At 60.2% G+C, this 16,246-nt stretch carries 16 protein-coding genes; 10 read left to right on the forward strand and 6 right to left on the reverse strand.

Annotation, left to right across the window (positions count from 1 at the left end; genetic code table 11):
* Positions 1–5 precede the first annotated feature (5 nt).
* The 4 genes from ACZ5C3_RS12640 to ACZ5C3_RS12655 all read left to right on the forward strand — a co-directional run bounded on the left by ACZ5C3_RS12640 (position 6) and on the right by ACZ5C3_RS12655 (position 3,062).
* Positions 6–290: a hypothetical protein gene (locus ACZ5C3_RS12640; protein ID WP_464037998.1), complete on the forward strand. Its 285-nt coding sequence runs from the start codon at positions 6–8 to the stop codon at positions 288–290.
* Positions 291–358: 68 nt separating this feature from the next.
* Complete coding sequence (locus ACZ5C3_RS12645) at positions 359–580, forward strand: hypothetical protein (protein ID WP_464037999.1); 222 nt, start codon at positions 359–361, stop codon at positions 578–580.
* 41 nt (positions 581–621) lie between these two features.
* Positions 622–864, forward strand: coding sequence for a hypothetical protein (locus ACZ5C3_RS12650; protein ID WP_464038000.1), 243 nt, complete (start codon positions 622–624; stop codon positions 862–864).
* A 179-nt stretch (positions 865–1,043) separates the two neighbouring features.
* Positions 1,044–3,062, forward strand: coding sequence for a GYF domain-containing protein (locus tag ACZ5C3_RS12655; RefSeq protein WP_464044737.1), 2,019 nt, complete (start codon positions 1,044–1,046; stop codon positions 3,060–3,062).
* A gap of 48 nt (positions 3,063–3,110) precedes the next feature.
* Here ACZ5C3_RS12655 and ACZ5C3_RS12660 read toward each other — a convergent pair whose 3' ends face one another.
* Positions 3,111–3,818: a TetR/AcrR family transcriptional regulator gene (locus ACZ5C3_RS12660; RefSeq protein WP_464038001.1), complete on the reverse strand. Its 708-nt coding sequence runs from the start codon at positions 3,816–3,818 to the stop codon at positions 3,111–3,113.
* Positions 3,819–4,149: 331 nt separating this feature from the next.
* Between ACZ5C3_RS12660 and ACZ5C3_RS12665 the strand changes: the two genes are divergently transcribed.
* From ACZ5C3_RS12665 to ACZ5C3_RS12680, 4 genes are all read left to right on the forward strand, one after another.
* Positions 4,150–5,034, forward strand: a complete 885-nt coding sequence (locus tag ACZ5C3_RS12665; RefSeq protein WP_464038002.1) for an FAD binding domain-containing protein — start codon at positions 4,150–4,152, stop codon at positions 5,032–5,034.
* Positions 5,031–5,534 carry a (2Fe-2S)-binding protein gene (locus tag ACZ5C3_RS12670; RefSeq protein WP_464038003.1) on the forward strand — a complete coding sequence of 168 codons (504 nt, stop codon included), beginning with the start codon at positions 5,031–5,033 and terminating at the stop codon, positions 5,532–5,534. Before ACZ5C3_RS12665 ends, ACZ5C3_RS12670 begins: the two co-directional genes overlap by 4 nt.
* A 9-nt stretch (positions 5,535–5,543) precedes the next feature.
* Complete coding sequence (locus ACZ5C3_RS12675) at positions 5,544–7,922, forward strand: xanthine dehydrogenase family protein molybdopterin-binding subunit (RefSeq protein ID WP_464038004.1); 2,379 nt, start codon at positions 5,544–5,546, stop codon at positions 7,920–7,922.
* A 340-nt stretch (positions 7,923–8,262) separates the two neighbouring features.
* A complete protein-coding gene (locus ACZ5C3_RS12680) occupies positions 8,263–9,243 on the forward strand; it encodes an aldo/keto reductase (protein ID WP_464038005.1) in 981 nt (326 codons plus the stop codon).
* A gap of 63 nt (positions 9,244–9,306) precedes the next feature.
* Here the strand turns inward: ACZ5C3_RS12680 and ACZ5C3_RS12685 are convergent, their stop codons facing one another.
* Entirely contained in the window at positions 9,307–10,503 is a 1,197-nt protein-coding gene (locus ACZ5C3_RS12685) for an acetylornithine transaminase (RefSeq protein ID WP_464038006.1), read from the reverse strand.
* A gap of 422 nt (positions 10,504–10,925) precedes the next feature.
* Here ACZ5C3_RS12685 and ACZ5C3_RS12690 point away from each other — a divergent pair, with 422 nt between their 5' ends.
* On the forward strand, positions 10,926–11,306 hold the full coding sequence (locus ACZ5C3_RS12690; RefSeq protein ID WP_464038007.1) for a winged helix-turn-helix domain-containing protein: 381 nt from the start codon (positions 10,926–10,928) through the stop codon (positions 11,304–11,306).
* A gap of 25 nt (positions 11,307–11,331) precedes the next feature.
* Here the strand turns inward: ACZ5C3_RS12690 and ACZ5C3_RS12695 are convergent, their stop codons facing one another.
* From ACZ5C3_RS12695 to ACZ5C3_RS12710, 4 genes are all read right to left on the reverse strand, one after another.
* Entirely contained in the window at positions 11,332–12,108 is a 777-nt protein-coding gene (locus tag ACZ5C3_RS12695) for an ABC transporter ATP-binding protein (RefSeq protein WP_464038008.1), read from the reverse strand.
* Entirely contained in the window at positions 12,105–13,109 is a 1,005-nt protein-coding gene (locus ACZ5C3_RS12700) for a FecCD family ABC transporter permease (RefSeq protein WP_464038009.1), read from the reverse strand. Before ACZ5C3_RS12700 ends, ACZ5C3_RS12695 begins: the two co-directional genes overlap by 4 nt.
* 9 nt (positions 13,110–13,118) lie before the next feature.
* On the reverse strand, positions 13,119–14,171 hold the full coding sequence (locus tag ACZ5C3_RS12705; RefSeq protein WP_464038010.1) for an iron ABC transporter substrate-binding protein: 1,053 nt from the start codon (positions 14,169–14,171) through the stop codon (positions 13,119–13,121).
* Positions 14,172–14,363: 192 nt separating this feature from the next.
* Positions 14,364–15,401, reverse strand: coding sequence for an Atu2307/SP_0267 family LLM class monooxygenase (locus ACZ5C3_RS12710; RefSeq protein WP_464038330.1), 1,038 nt, complete (start codon positions 15,399–15,401; stop codon positions 14,364–14,366).
* Positions 15,402–15,754: 353 nt separating this feature from the next.
* Here ACZ5C3_RS12710 and ACZ5C3_RS12715 point away from each other — a divergent pair, with 353 nt between their 5' ends.
* Complete coding sequence (locus tag ACZ5C3_RS12715; protein ID WP_464038011.1) at positions 15,755–16,243, forward strand: DoxX family protein; 489 nt, start codon at positions 15,755–15,757, stop codon at positions 16,241–16,243.
* The last annotated feature ends 3 nt before the right edge of the window (positions 16,244–16,246 follow it).

The raw sequence follows: 16,246 nt of genomic DNA on the forward strand, positions 1-16,246 counted from the left end.
AACTGATGAAGAAATTACTGTTCGTTGGCGCCTGTGCTTTGGCACTGTCCTCAACCGGCGCGATGGCGCAGACCCCAGAAGCGCAAGGTAGCAGCGCGCCGAGCGCCAAGTCGGGCGGGATGAAGCCAGGTGCTGACACCATGCACAAAGGAACAGGCACGACGTCTGGGCAGACATCCGGGATGTCGCGCCAGGACCGAGCGACCGTTCCCGGATCGACAAACGCGGGTGGAACGTCGGAGCAGTCGCCGAACACGGCACAACCGAATTCCAGCAAGACGGGCAAGTAAACGCGCTGACAGGTGGACCCGGTCACAGTGTGGCCGGGCTTCCTCCAAAAAGTCGGTGGACAGTTAAAATGAAGAAGCCGAGCAGGACGGCCGGAGAACTTGAAGCGTCGATCAAGGTCGAGATGGAAGACATCTGCGAATGGCCGACCGACATGGCGGTTTCCATTCATCCGGACGGCGACAGTTGGCGTGTCGAGGTGATGCAGGAGGGGCCAGGAGACCCTCGCCAGCGAGAGATGATTTTCCTTATCGCTGAGCGGTTGCGTTGTGAATTCGATTTGAAGCGTTGATGATTTGAAACCTGATCACATGCGCACGAAGAGGGATGACGATGACCGACAATCCAAACATGGGTGAGCGCGCGTCCGATACCTTGACGGATGTCAGGCAATCGGTAGACGCGGCAAGTGACAAGGCGCTCGAAGCGGGCCGTCGGTTTGCGGATGCCGTGCGGGGCGTGAACACCAGACCCATTCTCGACACCATCGAGGATTTCACGCGGAAAGCGCCGCTTGCCATGCTGGGCATCGCTTTCATTGCCGGCGCGATGTTCGCCGCCGGACGGCGGCGCTGACGCAGATCGTGCGAACCCTTGCGGGTTATCGGCGCCTTTCGATGTCTCATGCTGAGACGATCGCATGAAGACCGCGCACTGATTCCTCGCTATCGGCCTCGCAAAGCGCGCGCTGGTTTTGCCTCTTTTCAAGGATGCAACCTTGGGTAAGATGTACCTACCTGGGGTTGGGGCGACTAATGGGCGCGGGTTGGCATATCCACGATTCACGCGGACAGCATGGTCCGTTCAATGATTACGAGTTGCATGCGCGCCTGAGAGGCTACGCCGAACTTCGCGACGTCGCTGTCTGGCGTGACGGCTTTGAAGACTGGTTACCGGCGGCAACTTTCCTTCAACAGAGCGCAATTCCGGCGAAGCTCCCACGAGTGAAGGGTAAGTGGGCGCTTTACGGACTGGGCTTCGGCGTGGTGCTTGTCGCACTTGCTGCTGCGCTAAGGGTCGGGCCGCTCGTCTCATATATCGACTGGTCGGGAAAAAGCGTTGCCGAGAATGCCGCCATGATGGCGATCGGTATAGTCTGGACCGCCTTCCTGTTTTTTCTAGCAGGTTTGATCGCCGACATTTTCTCAAGGCCTAAGAAGACCAAGGACGGTGCGATACCGCATTCGGCACTCGACGATCTGGCGTCGCCGGACCATTTCACCAAGCATCGCTTCAATAACTTCATCGCTCGTAACTGGCGGGGCGAATATCCGCTCTGGGTGTCCTATTGGCTCGTAGGTGTTGGCACCAATGTCGCGGCGGTTGCCATTCCGCTGGCGCTGGCATTGCTTATCCGGCCGCAGAACGGTCTTTGGCCGCTTACGAACTTCGCATTCTTCGCTGCTCTGTGGCTGGTGATCGTATTTGCGCTTACTTGGCAATTTGTCGGCGTATGGCGTTCCGCGAATGTGCGAATCTCGGAACGCGCCTCGATCGGCAAGGGGGCGCCTTGGGCGGGGTTGGCGAAGTTCGTCATCCTGATCGCCGTCCTGCAAAGCATAGGCTCGTTCGTCAAATTCGGCGTGCCGCAATTGTCGGAGTCGGTGCGCGTCGCCTTCCTGAACGATCCGGACGTGCCGGACTACACGATTCATTTGCTCAACGGCGGCACCGAGATCGAAATTATCGGCGGTATGAAGTACGGCCTTGCGGAGGAGTTCAAGAAAATCCTCAAGGCGTCCGGTCAGGTGCGGGTGGTGCATCTCGACAGCGTCGGCGGGCGGCTGGGTGAGGGAGCTGCTCTCAATGCCGTCATCAAAGAGAATGGGCTGACAACGTTCGTCGCTGCGAAGTGCATGTCAGCGTGCACGCTGGCGTTTGCGGGCGGGAAGCAGCGCATCCTGAAAAAAGACGCGGTGCTCGGTTTTCATCGCGGCGCATTCGGGGGTGAAGATCAGGTCGACGACCATCAGGGTGGAATCGAACGTCGGATCTTCCTTGATGCGGGCTTCAGCCGCAGCTTCATCGACAAGGCGCTTTCGACGCCCAACAAAGAGATGTGGACGCCGACAACCTCGGCCCTGCTGGCGGAAGGTGTGATCACCAGTGTCAATGATGGTGAAGGCTTCGCTATATCGGGTTACGGCGCAAGCGTTTCGCGCGAGGTTCTCGATCAATCACTGCAGAAGGCGGGCCCGGTGTACGTTGCGCTGAAAGAACGTTTTCCCGATTTCTACAATGAGTTGGTGGATCAGTTTTACGTAGGGATTTCGAAAGGCGAGCTCGAGGGCCATGTCATCGAAGGCATGCGGGCCAAGATGTTTGGACACATCTTGGGCTTGCTGCCCCAGGCAGACGATGGGGTTGTGGTTGGCTTTGCAAATCTTGCGGCGGATCAATACGAGATGTTGGGTAAGAGTGCACCGGCCGCCTGCTACGCATATGCTTCCGGTGAAGGGCGCACGTCATATGCCGATACCCTGTCGCCTGATCTCATCAAACGCGAACTCGCGCTTGACGAGCAGATCGTTAAAACGGCGGTCAAGCGCCCGCCATCCGGCGACACCACTGCGACCTGGAAGAAGATCGGTGCAAACCTTGCGGCGAAGGGCTTCTCCAAGGATGACTTTGCCCTGATGAACGCGACAAAACTCGAACCGTCAAAGCACGCACGTTATTGCAATGTGATGATCAGTCTTTACAGAACCATCACCAGCCTGCCGAACGCCGAGGCGGCCGTTGTTCTCAGGGATCTCTTCTCCGGGAAGTCGTGACGGGAGTAGAAGGACGCCACGATTTTTTCCCGTGGCGCGTCGCTGCCGTCAGCCGTTCTGCAGTTCGCTGAGAACCCGCCGCGTGCCAAGGATGAACTGACGCACCGCATCGCTCACGACCACAGCGCGCTCCTCGTCCGGTGGGATGGGCATCCGGTAAACGAATTTGCGGATTGCCATATAAAAAATTCGCCCGTGCAGGCCCCAGAACAATTCATGCTCCCGCCAGCCGATCGGCGCATCGGGGGGCGTATATCCGAATTCTTCGCGCGCTTCCATCAGTGCGGGCGTGCCGACCGTCTTCATCACCATGGTGAGATAGCGCTCGCTGATGTCGAACGACTTTAGCCCTGCGAAAATGAAGATGCGCACCCAGTCGAAACGGAAAATATGATCGATGTATTCGGAATAGAATTGATTGAGCCGTTCTTCGAGCGGTCGGCTCCTGTCCTGGATCAGATCGGCCCAATGCTTCTGCCAGCTGCCGAGATAAACGTGTTCGTAAACACGCTCGACCAGCGCTTCCTTGCTTGGGAAGTGGCGATAGATCGCTGAATGGGTGATGCCGATCCGCTTGGCGAGTTCGCGCTGCTGTCCCTCGAAGCCATGTTCCGCAAAGAAGCGGATGGCAGATTCCAGAATGACCTTTTCCCGCTCGGCGGCGGGCATGTTCTTTCGCGTTCGGACGCCTTTCTTCGCGGCTGCGGCCTTCTTCGGGCGTGCGGTCTTGGCCGTCTTTTTTCCACTGCTTCGCATAGCCAGCGTTCCCGTCGTCACTAGTGTGGCGGTTCAGAAGTTCGCCTGATTTTACTGCGAGTCCTTCCAGCGAACTTCTGAACCTTAGCCACACTAGAATCATAGATTTACTATTGTCCTTTCGAATCCAAAGTCCGCTACGGAGCGCGCTACACGGGGAGGCGGACTTTGGATTCGGGACACTAGATGGATTGGCATTGTACCAATTTAAGGTGTTTCGATAGGTAAACGAAAACAGACCAGCGGGTAATTTATATTGACTCTGGGCTAATCCGGCTTCAGTAGTGATTTGAGACCAATTGGTCACAAGTGATAAAATCGGAGAATGGACGTGAAGGCGCGGGCTTTCAAATATGTCCGGGCGGAAACCCTCGAAGCTGCTTTTGATGCCTACGCTGAAGCCGATGGCGACTGTGTGTATCTGGCGGGCGGGCAGAGCCTGGTGCCGTCGCTCTCGCTCCGGCTGCAGGCGCCTGCCGTGCTCATCGATATTTCGCGCATTGAAGCGTTGAAGGGCATTACGAAATCCGGCGATGTGCTGCGCGTCGGCGCACTGACGCGGCACGCCGAGATGCTGACGTCGCCGGACATTGCGCGTTACGCGCCGCTGTTGAGCCGGGCCGCGCCTTACGTGGCGCATCCGGCCATCCGGAACAAGGGAACATTCGGCGGGACGATCGCGCTGGCGGACCCTGCGGCGGAGTTTCCGGCCATGACGCTGGCCCTCGATGCCGAGTTCGAGATTGCCGGTCCCGAGGGCACCAGGACCATGAAGGCAGACGGCTTCTTCAAGGACCTGTTCGACACAGGACTGGAGCCCGGCGACATTCTGGTGGCGATCCATATTCCGGTGTTCGGCGCAAACGACCGTTGCGTCTTCCACGAACTGGCGCGCCGCCGAGGCGACTACGCGATGGTGGGCTCCGGCATTCAGGGAACATTCGATGGTGACCGGCTGCTGTCCGCGCGCATCGCGTTTCTCTCTGTGGCATCCACGCCGGTCCGTGCGCGCAACGCCGAAGCAGCTATCGCCAATCAAGTGCTGTCGCCAGCGGTGATTGCAGCGGCCCAGGCGTCGCTCGACGACGATCTCGATCCGGAAGAGAATGAAGAAACCAGTGCGGCGATGCGGATGCATCTGGCCCGCGTGCTGCTCGGTCGATTGCTTGGGCAACTCAGCCATGCCGATTGCATGCTTGAAGGAGTTCACGCATGAGCGAACACGTTCCTGTCGCCCTCGAGGTGAACGGCGAGACCGTCGCGCGCTACATCGAGCCGCGCATGTCGCTTGCGGATTTCCTGCGCGAAGAACTGGAATTGACCGGCACGCATCTCGGTTGCGAGATGGGTGTGTGCGGCGCGTGCCTCGTGCTGCTGAACGGCAAGGCCGTGCACGCCTGCCTGATGTACGCGGTGCAGGCACATGGCGAGCGCATCGAGACCGTCGAGGGGCTGACCCAGCGCAAGGCCATTGCTGATATTCAGGAGGCCTTTCACAACAACAACGCATTGCAGTGCGGGTTCTGCACCGCGGGCATGCTGGTGACCGCCCATGAATTACTCAGTCGTGGCGAGGTCCTGAATCGCGAGGAGATCCGCGACGGCCTGTCGGGAAACTATTGCCGATGCACCGGCTATGAGGCCATCGTCAATTCGATCGAATCCGTCGCCCAGGCGCGCGTCGCTGCCGGCGCGGTCTCGTCGAAGCCGGAATAGGTTGCGGCCATGGAGAAGACGCTGAGCAAGCTCGACCGCCCGAATAGCTATATCGGCCGCTCTGTCACGCGTCCGAACGCCAAGCGATTGCTGGCGGGCAAGGGGCGCTACGTCACCGACATGAAGCTGCCGCGCATGCTGTATGCAGCGTTTGTGCGCAGCCCTTATGCCCATGCGAAAATCATGTCGGTCGACACCAGCGCTGCGCTGGAGGTCGAGGGCGTCCATCTGGTGGCGACCGGTGAGGATCTGGCAAAGCTGTGCAAACCATGGGTCGGCACGCTCGATCACTTCCACAACATGAAGTCGACGCCGCAATTGCCGCTTGCGACCGGCAAGGTGGTGTGGGCCGGGCAGGCGGTTGCTGCTGTTGTCGCGCGCAGCCGTGCGATTGCCGAGGATGCTGCCGAGCTGGTCAATGTGGATTACGAAGAGCTTCCGGTGGTCGCTGACATCGATGCCGCGCGGGAAGAAGGCGCGGACATCATTAATCCCGAGCTTGGCACCAACGTGTCATTCACGCTGAAGCTTGAGAGCGGCGATGTGGAGGCCGCGTTCAAGGACAGTGCGGTTGTCGTGGAAGACACCTTCCGCTTTGGCCGGCATACCGCCGTGACGCTGGAGCCACGCGCCATCATCGCGGATTACAACGCAGCCGAAGAGCAGCTCACGGTCTATCACGCGACCCAGACGCCGTATCAGTTCCAGGATCTCTACAGCCGTCACTACGGTATCGCGGAGTCGCGTGTGCGCGTGGTCGCGCCGGACATCGGCGGCTCCTTCGGCATGAAGCTTCATGTCTATCACGAGGACATGGCGGTGGTGGGCCTCAGCATCATGGCGGGCCGGCCGGTGAAGTACTCGGCCGACCGCATGGAATCTTTTCTCTCCGATATTCATGCCCGTGATCATCGCGTTCACGCCAGTCTTGCAGCAGATGAATCCGGCAACATCCTTGGCATGAAGGTCGACGATGTGACGGCGATCGGCGCGTTTTCGAGCTTTCCGCGCACCAGCGTTGTCGAAGGCAATCAGGTGGTGCGCCTGATGGGCGCGCCGTATCGCTTCAGGAACTACCGCGGCGATCTCAACGTTGTGTTTCAGAACAAGGTGCAGACCAGCCAGTACCGTGCCGTGGGCCATCCGATCGCGTGCTCGGTCACCGAAGGGCTGATGGACGACGTCGCACGGCGCGTCGGCCTCGATCCGTTCGAGATCCGGCGGCGCAACATCATTACGCAGGACATGTATCCCTATACGTCGCCGACGGGATACAAGTTCGAGCGTCTGTCCCACGAGCAATGCCTCGACAAGCTTCACGACATGATGGATTACCCGCGGCTCGTGAAGGAGCAGCAAGAGTTGCGCGAGAAGGGTATCTATCGCGGCATTGGCATTGCGATGTTCGTGGAGATCACCAACCCATCGCCGGCCTTCTATGGCGTCGGCGGTGCGCGCATCTCTTCGCAGGACGGCGCCATTGTGAAGATCACGCCGTCGGGTGAGGTGCAGTGCCTCATCAGCGTGGGTGAGCACGGGCAGGGCACCGAGACCATTGTCGGCCAGATCGTCGCGGAAAATCTGGGCGTCGATCGCGAGACCGTGCGCGTCATCACCGGCGACACCGACGTGACGCCGCAGGGCGGGGCCAACTGGGCCTGCCGCGGCGCGGGCATCGGTGGTGAGACCGCATTCCAGGCTGCGAAGAAGTTGAAGGGCAATGTTCTTCAGGTGGCTGGCGCGATCTTACAGGCCAAGCCTGACACCCTTGATATCCAGAACGCGCAGATCGTCGATGCGGACACCGGCAACATCCGGATGTCGCTCGCCGATGTCGCGCGCATTTCCTACTATCGCTCCGATACGCTGCCGGCTGACGTGTCTCCGCAGCTCACCGTCGCGCATCACTATTCGCCGCGCGGTTATCCGTTTGCCTTCACCAACGGCGTCCAGGGCTGCCATGTGGAGGTCGATGTCGAGACCGGATTCACGAAGATCCTCGGCGTCTGGGTGGCGGAGGATTGCGGACGCGTCATCAACCCGATGCTGGTGGACGAGCAGGTTCGCGGTGGCGCGATCCAGGGGCTGGGCGCAGCATTCTTCGAGGAGTGCAAATACAGCGAGACTGGGCAACTCGAGAACGGCTCGCTGGCAGATTACCTCGTGCCGATGGCCTTTGAGATGCCCGACATCAAGATCGCCCATGTCGAGACACCGACGCGCGACACCGAACTGGGCGCCAAGGGCTGCGGCGAGGCCGGCACGGCGGCGGCATCGGCTGCGGCGATGAACGCGGTGAACGATGCGATGGCCCCACTCGGGGCGCACGTCACGCAAATTCCGATGACGCCGCAGCGGCTGTTGCGTGCGCTAGTGCCCCGGTTCTGACATTCGTATCAGCTTGCGGCTAGCACGTTTACGAATGTCAGAACCTAGGGGACACTAGCAAAAATATGAAGCTAGTGCGGTTTTGGATCTGACGTTCGTATGATGGACCAGTGGTTATTATTGATACGAACGTCAGATTCACCGCACTAGGGCATGCCTGAGATGCAGGCGAACGACTTGACGCGTGTTGACCGCGGTAAGCTGAACATGTCCCGTACGCTATTGCCATTTTGATATAGCGCGCGCCACTTGCGTTCCACGTGGCGCGAATTAGGCTGTCGGCCGCCTTCGGCGCAATCGCCCGAACCTGTCTGCCTTTCTTCAGTCCCGGAGCAACTCAATGGAATACGTAAAATTCGGATCAACCGGTATGGATGTTTCGCGCATCTGTCTCGGATGCATGACCTTCGGTGAGCCCGATCGAGGCAATCATAGCTGGACCATCAAGGAAGAAGCCAGCCGGCCGTTGATCAAGCAGGCGCTCGACCTCGGCATCAATTTCTTCGATACGGCGAACGCCTATTCGGACGGGACGTCTGAGGAGATCGTCGGCCGTGCGCTGAAGGATTACGCCAAGCGCGACGACATCGTGCTCGCGACCAAGGTCTATAACCGCATGCGTCCTGGCCCAAATGGAGCAGGGCTCTCCCGCAAGGCGATCATGACCGAGATCGACCACAGTCTGAAGCGACTCGGCACCGACTATGTCGATCTCTATCAGATCCATCGCTGGGACTATGGAACGCCGATCGAAGAAACATTAGAGGCGCTCCACGATGTCGTGAAGGCGGGCAAGGCGCGTTACATCGGCGCGTCGTCGATGCATGCGTGGCAATTCGCCAAAGCGCTGTATGTCTCGCGGCTGAACGGCTGGACCGAATTCGTCAGCATGCAGGACCATCTGAGCTTGCTGTACCGCGAGGAAGAGCGCGACATGCTGCCGCTTTGCTTCGATCAGGGCGTGGCGGTCATTCCATGGAGCCCGCTGGCGCGTGGCCGGTTGACGCGCGACTGGAGCGAGACCAGCGAGCGTCAGGAGACGGATCTGTTCGGCAAGACGTTTTTTGCCCGCGCCTTCGAGTCCGACAAGGTCATCGTGCAGAAGGTAGCGGAGATTGCCAAGGCGCGCAGCGTGTCGCGGGCGCAAGTTGCGCTGGCATGGGTGATGCGGCAGCTCGGCGTGACTGCGCCGATCGTCGGCGCTTCGAAGCCGAACCACCTGACCGATGCAGTGGCGGCGGTGTATCTGAAGCTGACCGACGACGAGATCAGCGCACTCGAGTCGCCGTACGAGCCGCACCACGTCGCGGGCTTCGAGTAAGATCTGACACGACAAAAGCGGCTCCGAACGGGCAACCGTTCGGAGCTGCTTTTTATTTTGGGATCACGCAGCGACGACATCGCCGCTGAGTTTGCCCAGCATCCCGTCGAGCTGCACGATCATCTGTGCGATTTCATCCCGCGTCACATTTAGGGCGGGCATAAAGCGCAGAATATCCTGCTGTGGGGCGTTGAGCAGCAGACCATCCTGGAGCGCTGTGGCAACAATTGATGGTCCGATGGAGCGCTTCAAATCGAGCGCCAGCAACAGACCCCGGCCGCGCACCTCGCCAAGTCCATACCGGGCGGAAAGTCGTTCCAACTCGCTGGTCAAGAAAGTGCCGCTGTCCACGACCTGCTGCAGAAAATCCGGCTGATTAACCTGTTGCAGGACGGCGAGCCCTGCCGCGCACATGAGCGGGTTGCCGTTAAAGGTGCCTCCTTGATCCCCGTACTCGAAGCAGGAGGCCGGCGTTGTCGCAAGCAGAACGCCGAGCGGGACGCCGCCGCCGATGCCTTTGCCAAGCGTCATAATGTCGGGAACGATGCCGGTGTGTTCGTAGTGGAAGAGCTTTCCGGTGCGGCCTATGCCGGTCTGGATTTCATCGACGATCAGCAACAGTCCATATTGCTTCGTCAACTCCCGCAGTGCTTGCAGGAATTTGTCGGTTGCAGGCCAGACGCCGGCTTCGCCCTGAACAGGCTCCAGCATCACCGCGACGGTCTTCCGACTGATCAGCGCCTTGACTGATTCCAGGTCGTTGAGCTTCGCTTTCGGGAAGCCTGGCACCTTGGGTTCGAACAGCGGCTCGAATGCTTTCTTGCCCGAGGCTGACATCGCCGCCAGGGTGCGGCCATGAAAGGCGCCATCGAACGTGATGATCTCGTAAGCGCCGTCGCGATGCAGCCCGCCGTATTTGCGCGCCAGTTTGATCGCACCCTCGTTGGCTTCGGCCCCTGAGTTGGTGAAGAACACCTGATCAAAGCAACTGCTGTCAACGAGTGCCTGCGCCAGTTTGAGACTCGGCGCGTTGTAGAAGGCCGGACTCGGCGTCAAAAGGGTTTTTGACTGAAGGGCTAAAGCCTCAGTGACTGCCGGCGGCGAGTGACCAAGGCAATTCACGGCCCAACCTTGCACAAAGTCGAGATAGCGCTTGCCGGTTTGGTCCCACAGCCAGCTGCCTTCGCCGCGAGCGAATACGATCGGTGGGCGGGGCGTGATGTCCATCAACGCGTCGAACGAGTGTATTGCTGCAGTCATGCTGGGCTCCTGTGCTGGAAAGAGCAGGCGGCCCAAACGCAAGGAGGCCGCACTGCGGGTGCGGCCTCCTTGAAGACATACTGACGTTTAAGCGTTCAGCATCGTCGTCGGACATGGCGCGACCCGGCATCGTCGAACGAGCGACGACGGAGTCCAGCGCGGATGATTGTCCGGTTGTTGTTCATGGCGGCATCCATACTGACGAACCACAATCAGTGTCAATCGACATTTCGAGCCACGTGCGTCGAATAAAAAAGTGGCCTCGCGCGGACACCCGCTCGGCGGCTTCGTTTTCGCCCTGCGTGTCCTCAGCTCGCAACCTGTCGAGTTGCTTTGCATCGGGGACGGATTATTGTCGGGCTACTCGGTCCCAAGATGTTGATGCAAAGCGCCGGAATAGCAGCTCGTCGAATGGCTAAGCGATGAAAAAGTCATCTCCAAAGGCAACCCCCTCATTGAGTTTAAGGATCGATCTGGATTCCGGTGCCAGGATTGGTCCGGGCAAGATTCAGTTGCTGGAGGCGATCCAGACCTGCGGCTCGATCTCGGCTGCGGGAAGGGCGCTGGAGATGTCCTACAAGCGTGCCTGGGATCTGGTGGATGAAATCAACACCATCTGCGGACGCCCGGCGGTGGAACGGAAAACCGGGGGTAAACACGGTGGCGGAGCGGCGCTCACGCCGTTCGGCATCTCGCTGGTCGAGCGCTATCGTCGGATCGAGAAGGCGGCGGAGGCCGCGGCTCGCAAGGATCTGATGGCGCTTAAGTCCGATATCGGTCGGTCGCGCCGCGCGGCGGGTTAGGTTGGCGCGTAACACGTTTGAATCGTCACGTCTCTTTCTTCCCGGCGACAACAACAGATCGTCCCGAAGACGTTTTCTCGATCGTGATCGGCAAGCCGTAAAGCCTCGACAGTTCGTCCGATGTCATCGTCGTTGCGGGAGTGCCCGTGACGAAACGATCACGGCCAAGGATCGCGACCTGATCGGCGACCAAGAACGCGTGCTCCGGCTCGTGGGTGGACAGTACGATCGTCAGTCCACTCGCTGATAGATTGCGGATAGTATCGAGAACGAGACTGCGATTGCCGAGATCGAGGCTCGCGGTCGGCTCATCCATCATGATGACGTTCGCCTTCTGGGCCAGTGCGCGTGCAATGAGTGCCAGCTGCCGCTGCCCGCCTGAGATACGCGTTGAATCGCGCTCGGCGAGGGCGCCGATGCCGAGCAGGTCGAGCGCGCGGGCAGCTTCCTCGTAGTCGGCTTTTCGCGGCGTACCGAAGGTGCCGAGATAAGCGGTACGTCCCATCATGACGAGATCGAGAACGGTGTAGGCGAATTCAGAAGGGGATGCCTGAGGGACATAGGCAATCTGGCGCGCGATCCGCTCGCGGGTCATCTGGGTGAGGTCTTCGCCGCCCACAAGCACCGATCCATGCATCGCAGGGATCAATCCGAGCAGTGTTTTGAACAGCGTGGTCTTGCCGACACCGTTTGGACCAAGCAGGCATGTGATCGTGCCCGGCGGCAATGCGAGATTGAGACCGCGCGCGATGGTGGTCGAGCCGTAGCCGATGGCCAGGTTTTTGGCTTCGCGCGGCGTCATGGCACGAGCCTCTTGCGGCTGCGCGCCAGCAACCACACAAACAGCGGGCCGCCGATGGCTGCTGTCAGCACGCCGAGTGGAATCTCGATGCGAGCGCCGGATCGTGCCAGCGTATCGACCGCGATCATGAACGCCGCGCCGAGTGGGATCGACGCGAGCAACAGGCGGTCAAATCTTGGTCCGGTGAGAATGCGCGCCATATGCGGGATCATCAGGCCGACCCAGCCGATCACGCCGGAAATCGCCACAACGCTCGCGGTCACAAGGGTTGCCGCCGCGATCACGATGGCGCGGATACGCTCGACATTCACGCCGAGTGCGCGGGCTTCGTCGTCGCCGAGGGAGAGAACGCCGATCTGCCACCGCAGCAGGATCAGCGGCGCAAGGCCGATCAGCACAACGGGCACGGTGGCCGCGACATCGTTGGCCTTCACCCCGGCAAGACTGCCGAGCAGCCAGAACGTGATCGCGGGAAGCTGGTCGTAGGGATCGGCAAGCACCTTCACGAGCGAGATCGCCGCACCCGCGAGCGCGCCGACCACGATGCCCGCCAGGACGAGCACCAGCACGTCGCCACTCCCGCGCAGCGTCCGCGCCAACGCCACCACAATCGTGACGGTGGCAAGGCCGCCGGCAAATCCGAACAATTGGATCATGAACACCGGCAGGCCGAGCAGGATGCCGATCACGGCGCCCAGTCCGGCGCCGGTCGAGACCCCAAGGATGTCAGGCGAAACCAGAGAATTGCGAAACAGGCTTTGATAGGCTGCGCCCGCAGCGGCGAGCGCCGCACCGACGAGACCCGCAGCCACCACGCGTGGCAGGCGGATATTGAACAGGACGGTCGAAAGCGTTGTGTCGGCGCTGGTGCCGAACAGCCGATGGGTCAACACATCGAGAACGGTCAGCGGTGCAATCGGGTAGGGGCCGACACCCGATGCGATCAGCGCAATGGCGATGAGAAGAACGAAGAGAAGAATGATCGTGGTTGCGGTGCGCAAGGCTGCGTCTCAACCTCCCGAACCATCAAGCAAGGTGTCGAGCTGCGCATCCGTCAGATCGACCTGATAGAACAGTTTGTAAAACGCGCGAGTATCATCGCGCAGATTGCCCTGCGTTTTGTCCGGGTAGAGTTTGTAGAGCAACCACGTCAGACCAGCGAGGCGGTTGATCGATGGCGGCGAGTCGATAAAGCCATAGGGCAGGTTGGGCGCCACAAAAATGCGGTTTGAAGCAACGGCCGGGACAGGCTTCCATTCAGCCTTCTCATGCACAGCTTTCTGGAAACGGCGGTCCAGCGTGATGATCGTATCCGGCGCCCATGCGATCACCTGTTCGGGGGAGACATTGACGATGCCGCCTTTCTCCCGCAGTCCCTCGACGACATTGATGCCGCCGACACGCTCGATGATCTCGGTGTTGATCGAGCCGCGTGATCCGCTCTCAAGTCCTTCGGGACCGCGCGCGAGATAAACGTGCGGGCGTTTATCGGCTGGGATTTCGGCGATGGTCTTGTCGACACGCGCGAAGGTCTGTTCTGCAGCATGCGCCAGTTGTTCACCGCGTTCTCTCACGCCTAGCACATCCGCCAGCAGGCGCAGCGCCGTTGGCGTGTTCTGGAAGCGGCCATCGATGAGGAGATAAGGAATGCCGGTCTGGCCCTGGACGCGATCCGCCAGCGAGCGATAGGTGTCATTGATGGTGCCGAAGTCGATGATGATGTCGGGCTTTGCCGCCAGCAGCCGCTCGAGGTTGAGCGTATCGCCACGGCCGGTCAGCCGTCCCAATTCAGGAAGCTCACGCGTGGACGGAAGCAGGAAGGGTTTTTCGGGCTCGCGCGGTGGGCGGACCCAGCCGATCATTTTCTGCGGCGCGAGCACGTAAAGGAGCGTTGAAGCCGGAGGGCCGGCCGCGAATACCCGGGAGATCGTGTCGGGCACATCGACCTGCCGTCCGGCGGAATCGGTCACCGCGCGCGCGCCCGCAGGCGCTGCGCTTAAGGCTGCCGCGATGCACACGCTGACGAAAAGGGCGAGCGTGATACGTTTGATGGCCTGGATCATGGCTTGATCTTCTGCCTCGGGTAAATGTGGCTGTGCCACCAAATCAGATGACCCAATTCATACCGGGAGCGGGGCCATCCCGCAATTTGTCGTCCTGCCTTTCGCTATGAAGCAGCCAATATGACGCGGTGATTTCCCGCGTCACGGTTCCGTGAAAGCCTCGCGGGATCAATCGGTTCGGGGGGCGAGTGTTTATGCGGTCGCCGACCGCATAGCGGGCGCAACCTTCTCGCCGAGCAGCGTAATGGCGGCGGTCATGGCCTCGTGATCGGTGGACGCCGTGCTCATCTGGAATGTGACGCGCGACAACCCGCCGAGGATGTCGTTCGCCCGCATCAGATTGGCGGTGACGTGATCCGGGTCTCCAATCAGGAAGGTGCCCCTGTCGCTGCACATCACATCGAAGTCGCGACGGGTGGGGGCGGACCAGCCGCGCTCGCGGCCGACCACGGACATCAGCTGCGCCCAACCGGGATAGAAGATGTCCGCTGCTTGTTTCGACGTGGGAGCAACGAAGCCGATCGTATGCAATCCCACACGCAATGTGTCCGGCGCGTGTCCCGCGCGCAGACCCGCCTCGCGATAAAGATCAACCAGCGGGCGAAACTGTTCGTATCGCCCGCCGATCACCGCCAGCATCAGCGGCAGGCCGAGCATGCCGGCGCGGACGAACGATTGCGGCGTTCCGCCGACGCCGAGCCAGATCGGCAGCTTTTCTTGTAAGGGGCGCGGATAGATGCCTTGTCCGCGCAGTGCGGGCCTGAAGCGTCCAGACCACTCAATATGGGAGGCATCGCGCACCTTGAGCAGCAGGTCGAGCTTCTCGGCGAACAGGTCGTCGTAGTCGTTCAGGTCATAGCCGAACAGCGGAAAGGCCTCGATGGAGGAGCCACGGCCGACAACGATCTCGGCGCGCCCCTTCGAGATCAGGTCGAGGGTTGCGAATTGTTGAAAGACGCGCACGGGGTCGGCTGCGCCAAGTACGGTGACTGCGCTGGTGAGGCGGATCGATTTCGTCCGCGCGGCTGCGGCGGCGAGAATGAGTGCCGGTGCGGAGTCCAGGAATTCAGGCCTGTGATGTTCGCCCATGCCAAAACTATCGAGGCCGACGCGGTCAGCGGTCTCGATCTCCACAAGCAGTTGCTCCATGCGCGCGGCTGCGGCCTGGTGCTGGTTTGCCGATGCTGCGCCTAGCGGAAGAATGGCGAAGCTGTCGATTCCGATTTCCATCGCGGGCATGTCAGGGCTTCTCGTTGGGAAAGAGTGAATCGCGGTGCGTTGACGGCGTCGCGAATTTTCGATCCATGGGTGAGGTGGAAGCTTAGATGTCGAAAAAGTGAAATTGTGCAAGAACGCACACTTGTGTCACTCGCGCACACGGGTGTTACCGCCCTGTCGGGGCGTGTGTCTGCTCTCGATAATTCTTTGAGGATCGTCGTGGATAGTTCACGCGTCATTGAACACGCGTGAGTGACCCGCATGGCTTGCTTAAGGCTGGTTTAAGTTCGCATTGGTCCGGTCTTGCGCTGGTCCCGTAATCCGGGATCGGCGCATCAATCTGTTCAAGATGACTGGATCCACACATGCGCTCGCTTGTCGCCCGTTACTACGCTCTCACAAATTCGATTCAATCGGCTTGGTATCCGATCCCGCTCAGGATGATTGTCGGATTCGGTTTCATGCAGCATGGCTACGCGAAGTTCGCGCGTGGCGCGGACTCTTTCGCGAGTCTCCTGCATGCTCTGCATGTGCCGATGCCGTGGATGATGTCGTGGCTGACGATCCTGATCGAGCTTGTGGGAGGATTGGCTGTGCTTGTTGGCGCGTTGCTTCCGCTCGTCAGCATTCCGATGGCGGTTGTCCTGCTGGTGGCGATTTTTACCGTGCACCTGCCGAACGGCTTCAGCTCGATCAAGTTGCAATCTGTAACCGAGAGCGGAGCGTATTTCGGTCAACCGGGATATGAAACCGATCTGCTTTATCTTGCAGGGCTTGCCGCTCTTGTAATGGGAGGAGCGGGGCCGCTGTCCATCGACCGTCGTCTCGCTTCGCGCCGCAAGAAGGATCAGTGAGCG

Source organism: Afipia dichlorophenoxyacetatis, from assembly GCF_055386385.1.

Bases quoted from the DNA above. Each gene is read 5' to 3' on its own strand.
- ACZ5C3_RS12640 (WP_464037998.1), top strand. From the start codon at position 6: ATGAAGAAATTACTGTTCGTTGGCGCCTGTGCTTTGGCACTGTCCTCA.
- ACZ5C3_RS12645 (WP_464037999.1), top strand. From the start codon at position 359: ATGAAGAAGCCGAGCAGGACGGCCGGAGAACTTGAAGCGTCGATCAAG.
- ACZ5C3_RS12650 (WP_464038000.1), top strand. From the start codon at position 622: ATGACCGACAATCCAAACATGGGTGAGCGCGCGTCCGATACCTTGACG.
- ACZ5C3_RS12655 (WP_464044737.1), top strand. From the start codon at position 1,044: ATGGGCGCGGGTTGGCATATCCACGATTCACGCGGACAGCATGGTCCG.
- ACZ5C3_RS12660 (WP_464038001.1), bottom strand. From the start codon at position 3,818: ATGCGAAGCAGTGGAAAAAAGACGGCCAAGACCGCACGCCCGAAGAAG.
- ACZ5C3_RS12670 (WP_464038003.1), top strand. From the start codon at position 5,031: ATGAGCGAACACGTTCCTGTCGCCCTCGAGGTGAACGGCGAGACCGTC.
- ACZ5C3_RS12675 (WP_464038004.1), top strand. From the start codon at position 5,544: ATGGAGAAGACGCTGAGCAAGCTCGACCGCCCGAATAGCTATATCGGC.
- ACZ5C3_RS12680 (WP_464038005.1), top strand. From the start codon at position 8,263: ATGGAATACGTAAAATTCGGATCAACCGGTATGGATGTTTCGCGCATC.
- ACZ5C3_RS12685 (WP_464038006.1), bottom strand. From the start codon at position 10,503: ATGACTGCAGCAATACACTCGTTCGACGCGTTGATGGACATCACGCCC.
- ACZ5C3_RS12690 (WP_464038007.1), top strand. From the start codon at position 10,926: ATGAAAAAGTCATCTCCAAAGGCAACCCCCTCATTGAGTTTAAGGATC.
- ACZ5C3_RS12695 (WP_464038008.1), bottom strand. From the start codon at position 12,108: ATGACGCCGCGCGAAGCCAAAAACCTGGCCATCGGCTACGGCTCGACC.
- ACZ5C3_RS12705 (WP_464038010.1), bottom strand. From the start codon at position 14,171: ATGATCCAGGCCATCAAACGTATCACGCTCGCCCTTTTCGTCAGCGTG.
- ACZ5C3_RS12710 (WP_464038330.1), bottom strand. From the start codon at position 15,401: ATGGAAATCGGAATCGACAGCTTCGCCATTCTTCCGCTAGGCGCAGCA.
- ACZ5C3_RS12715 (WP_464038011.1), top strand. From the start codon at position 15,755: ATGCGCTCGCTTGTCGCCCGTTACTACGCTCTCACAAATTCGATTCAA.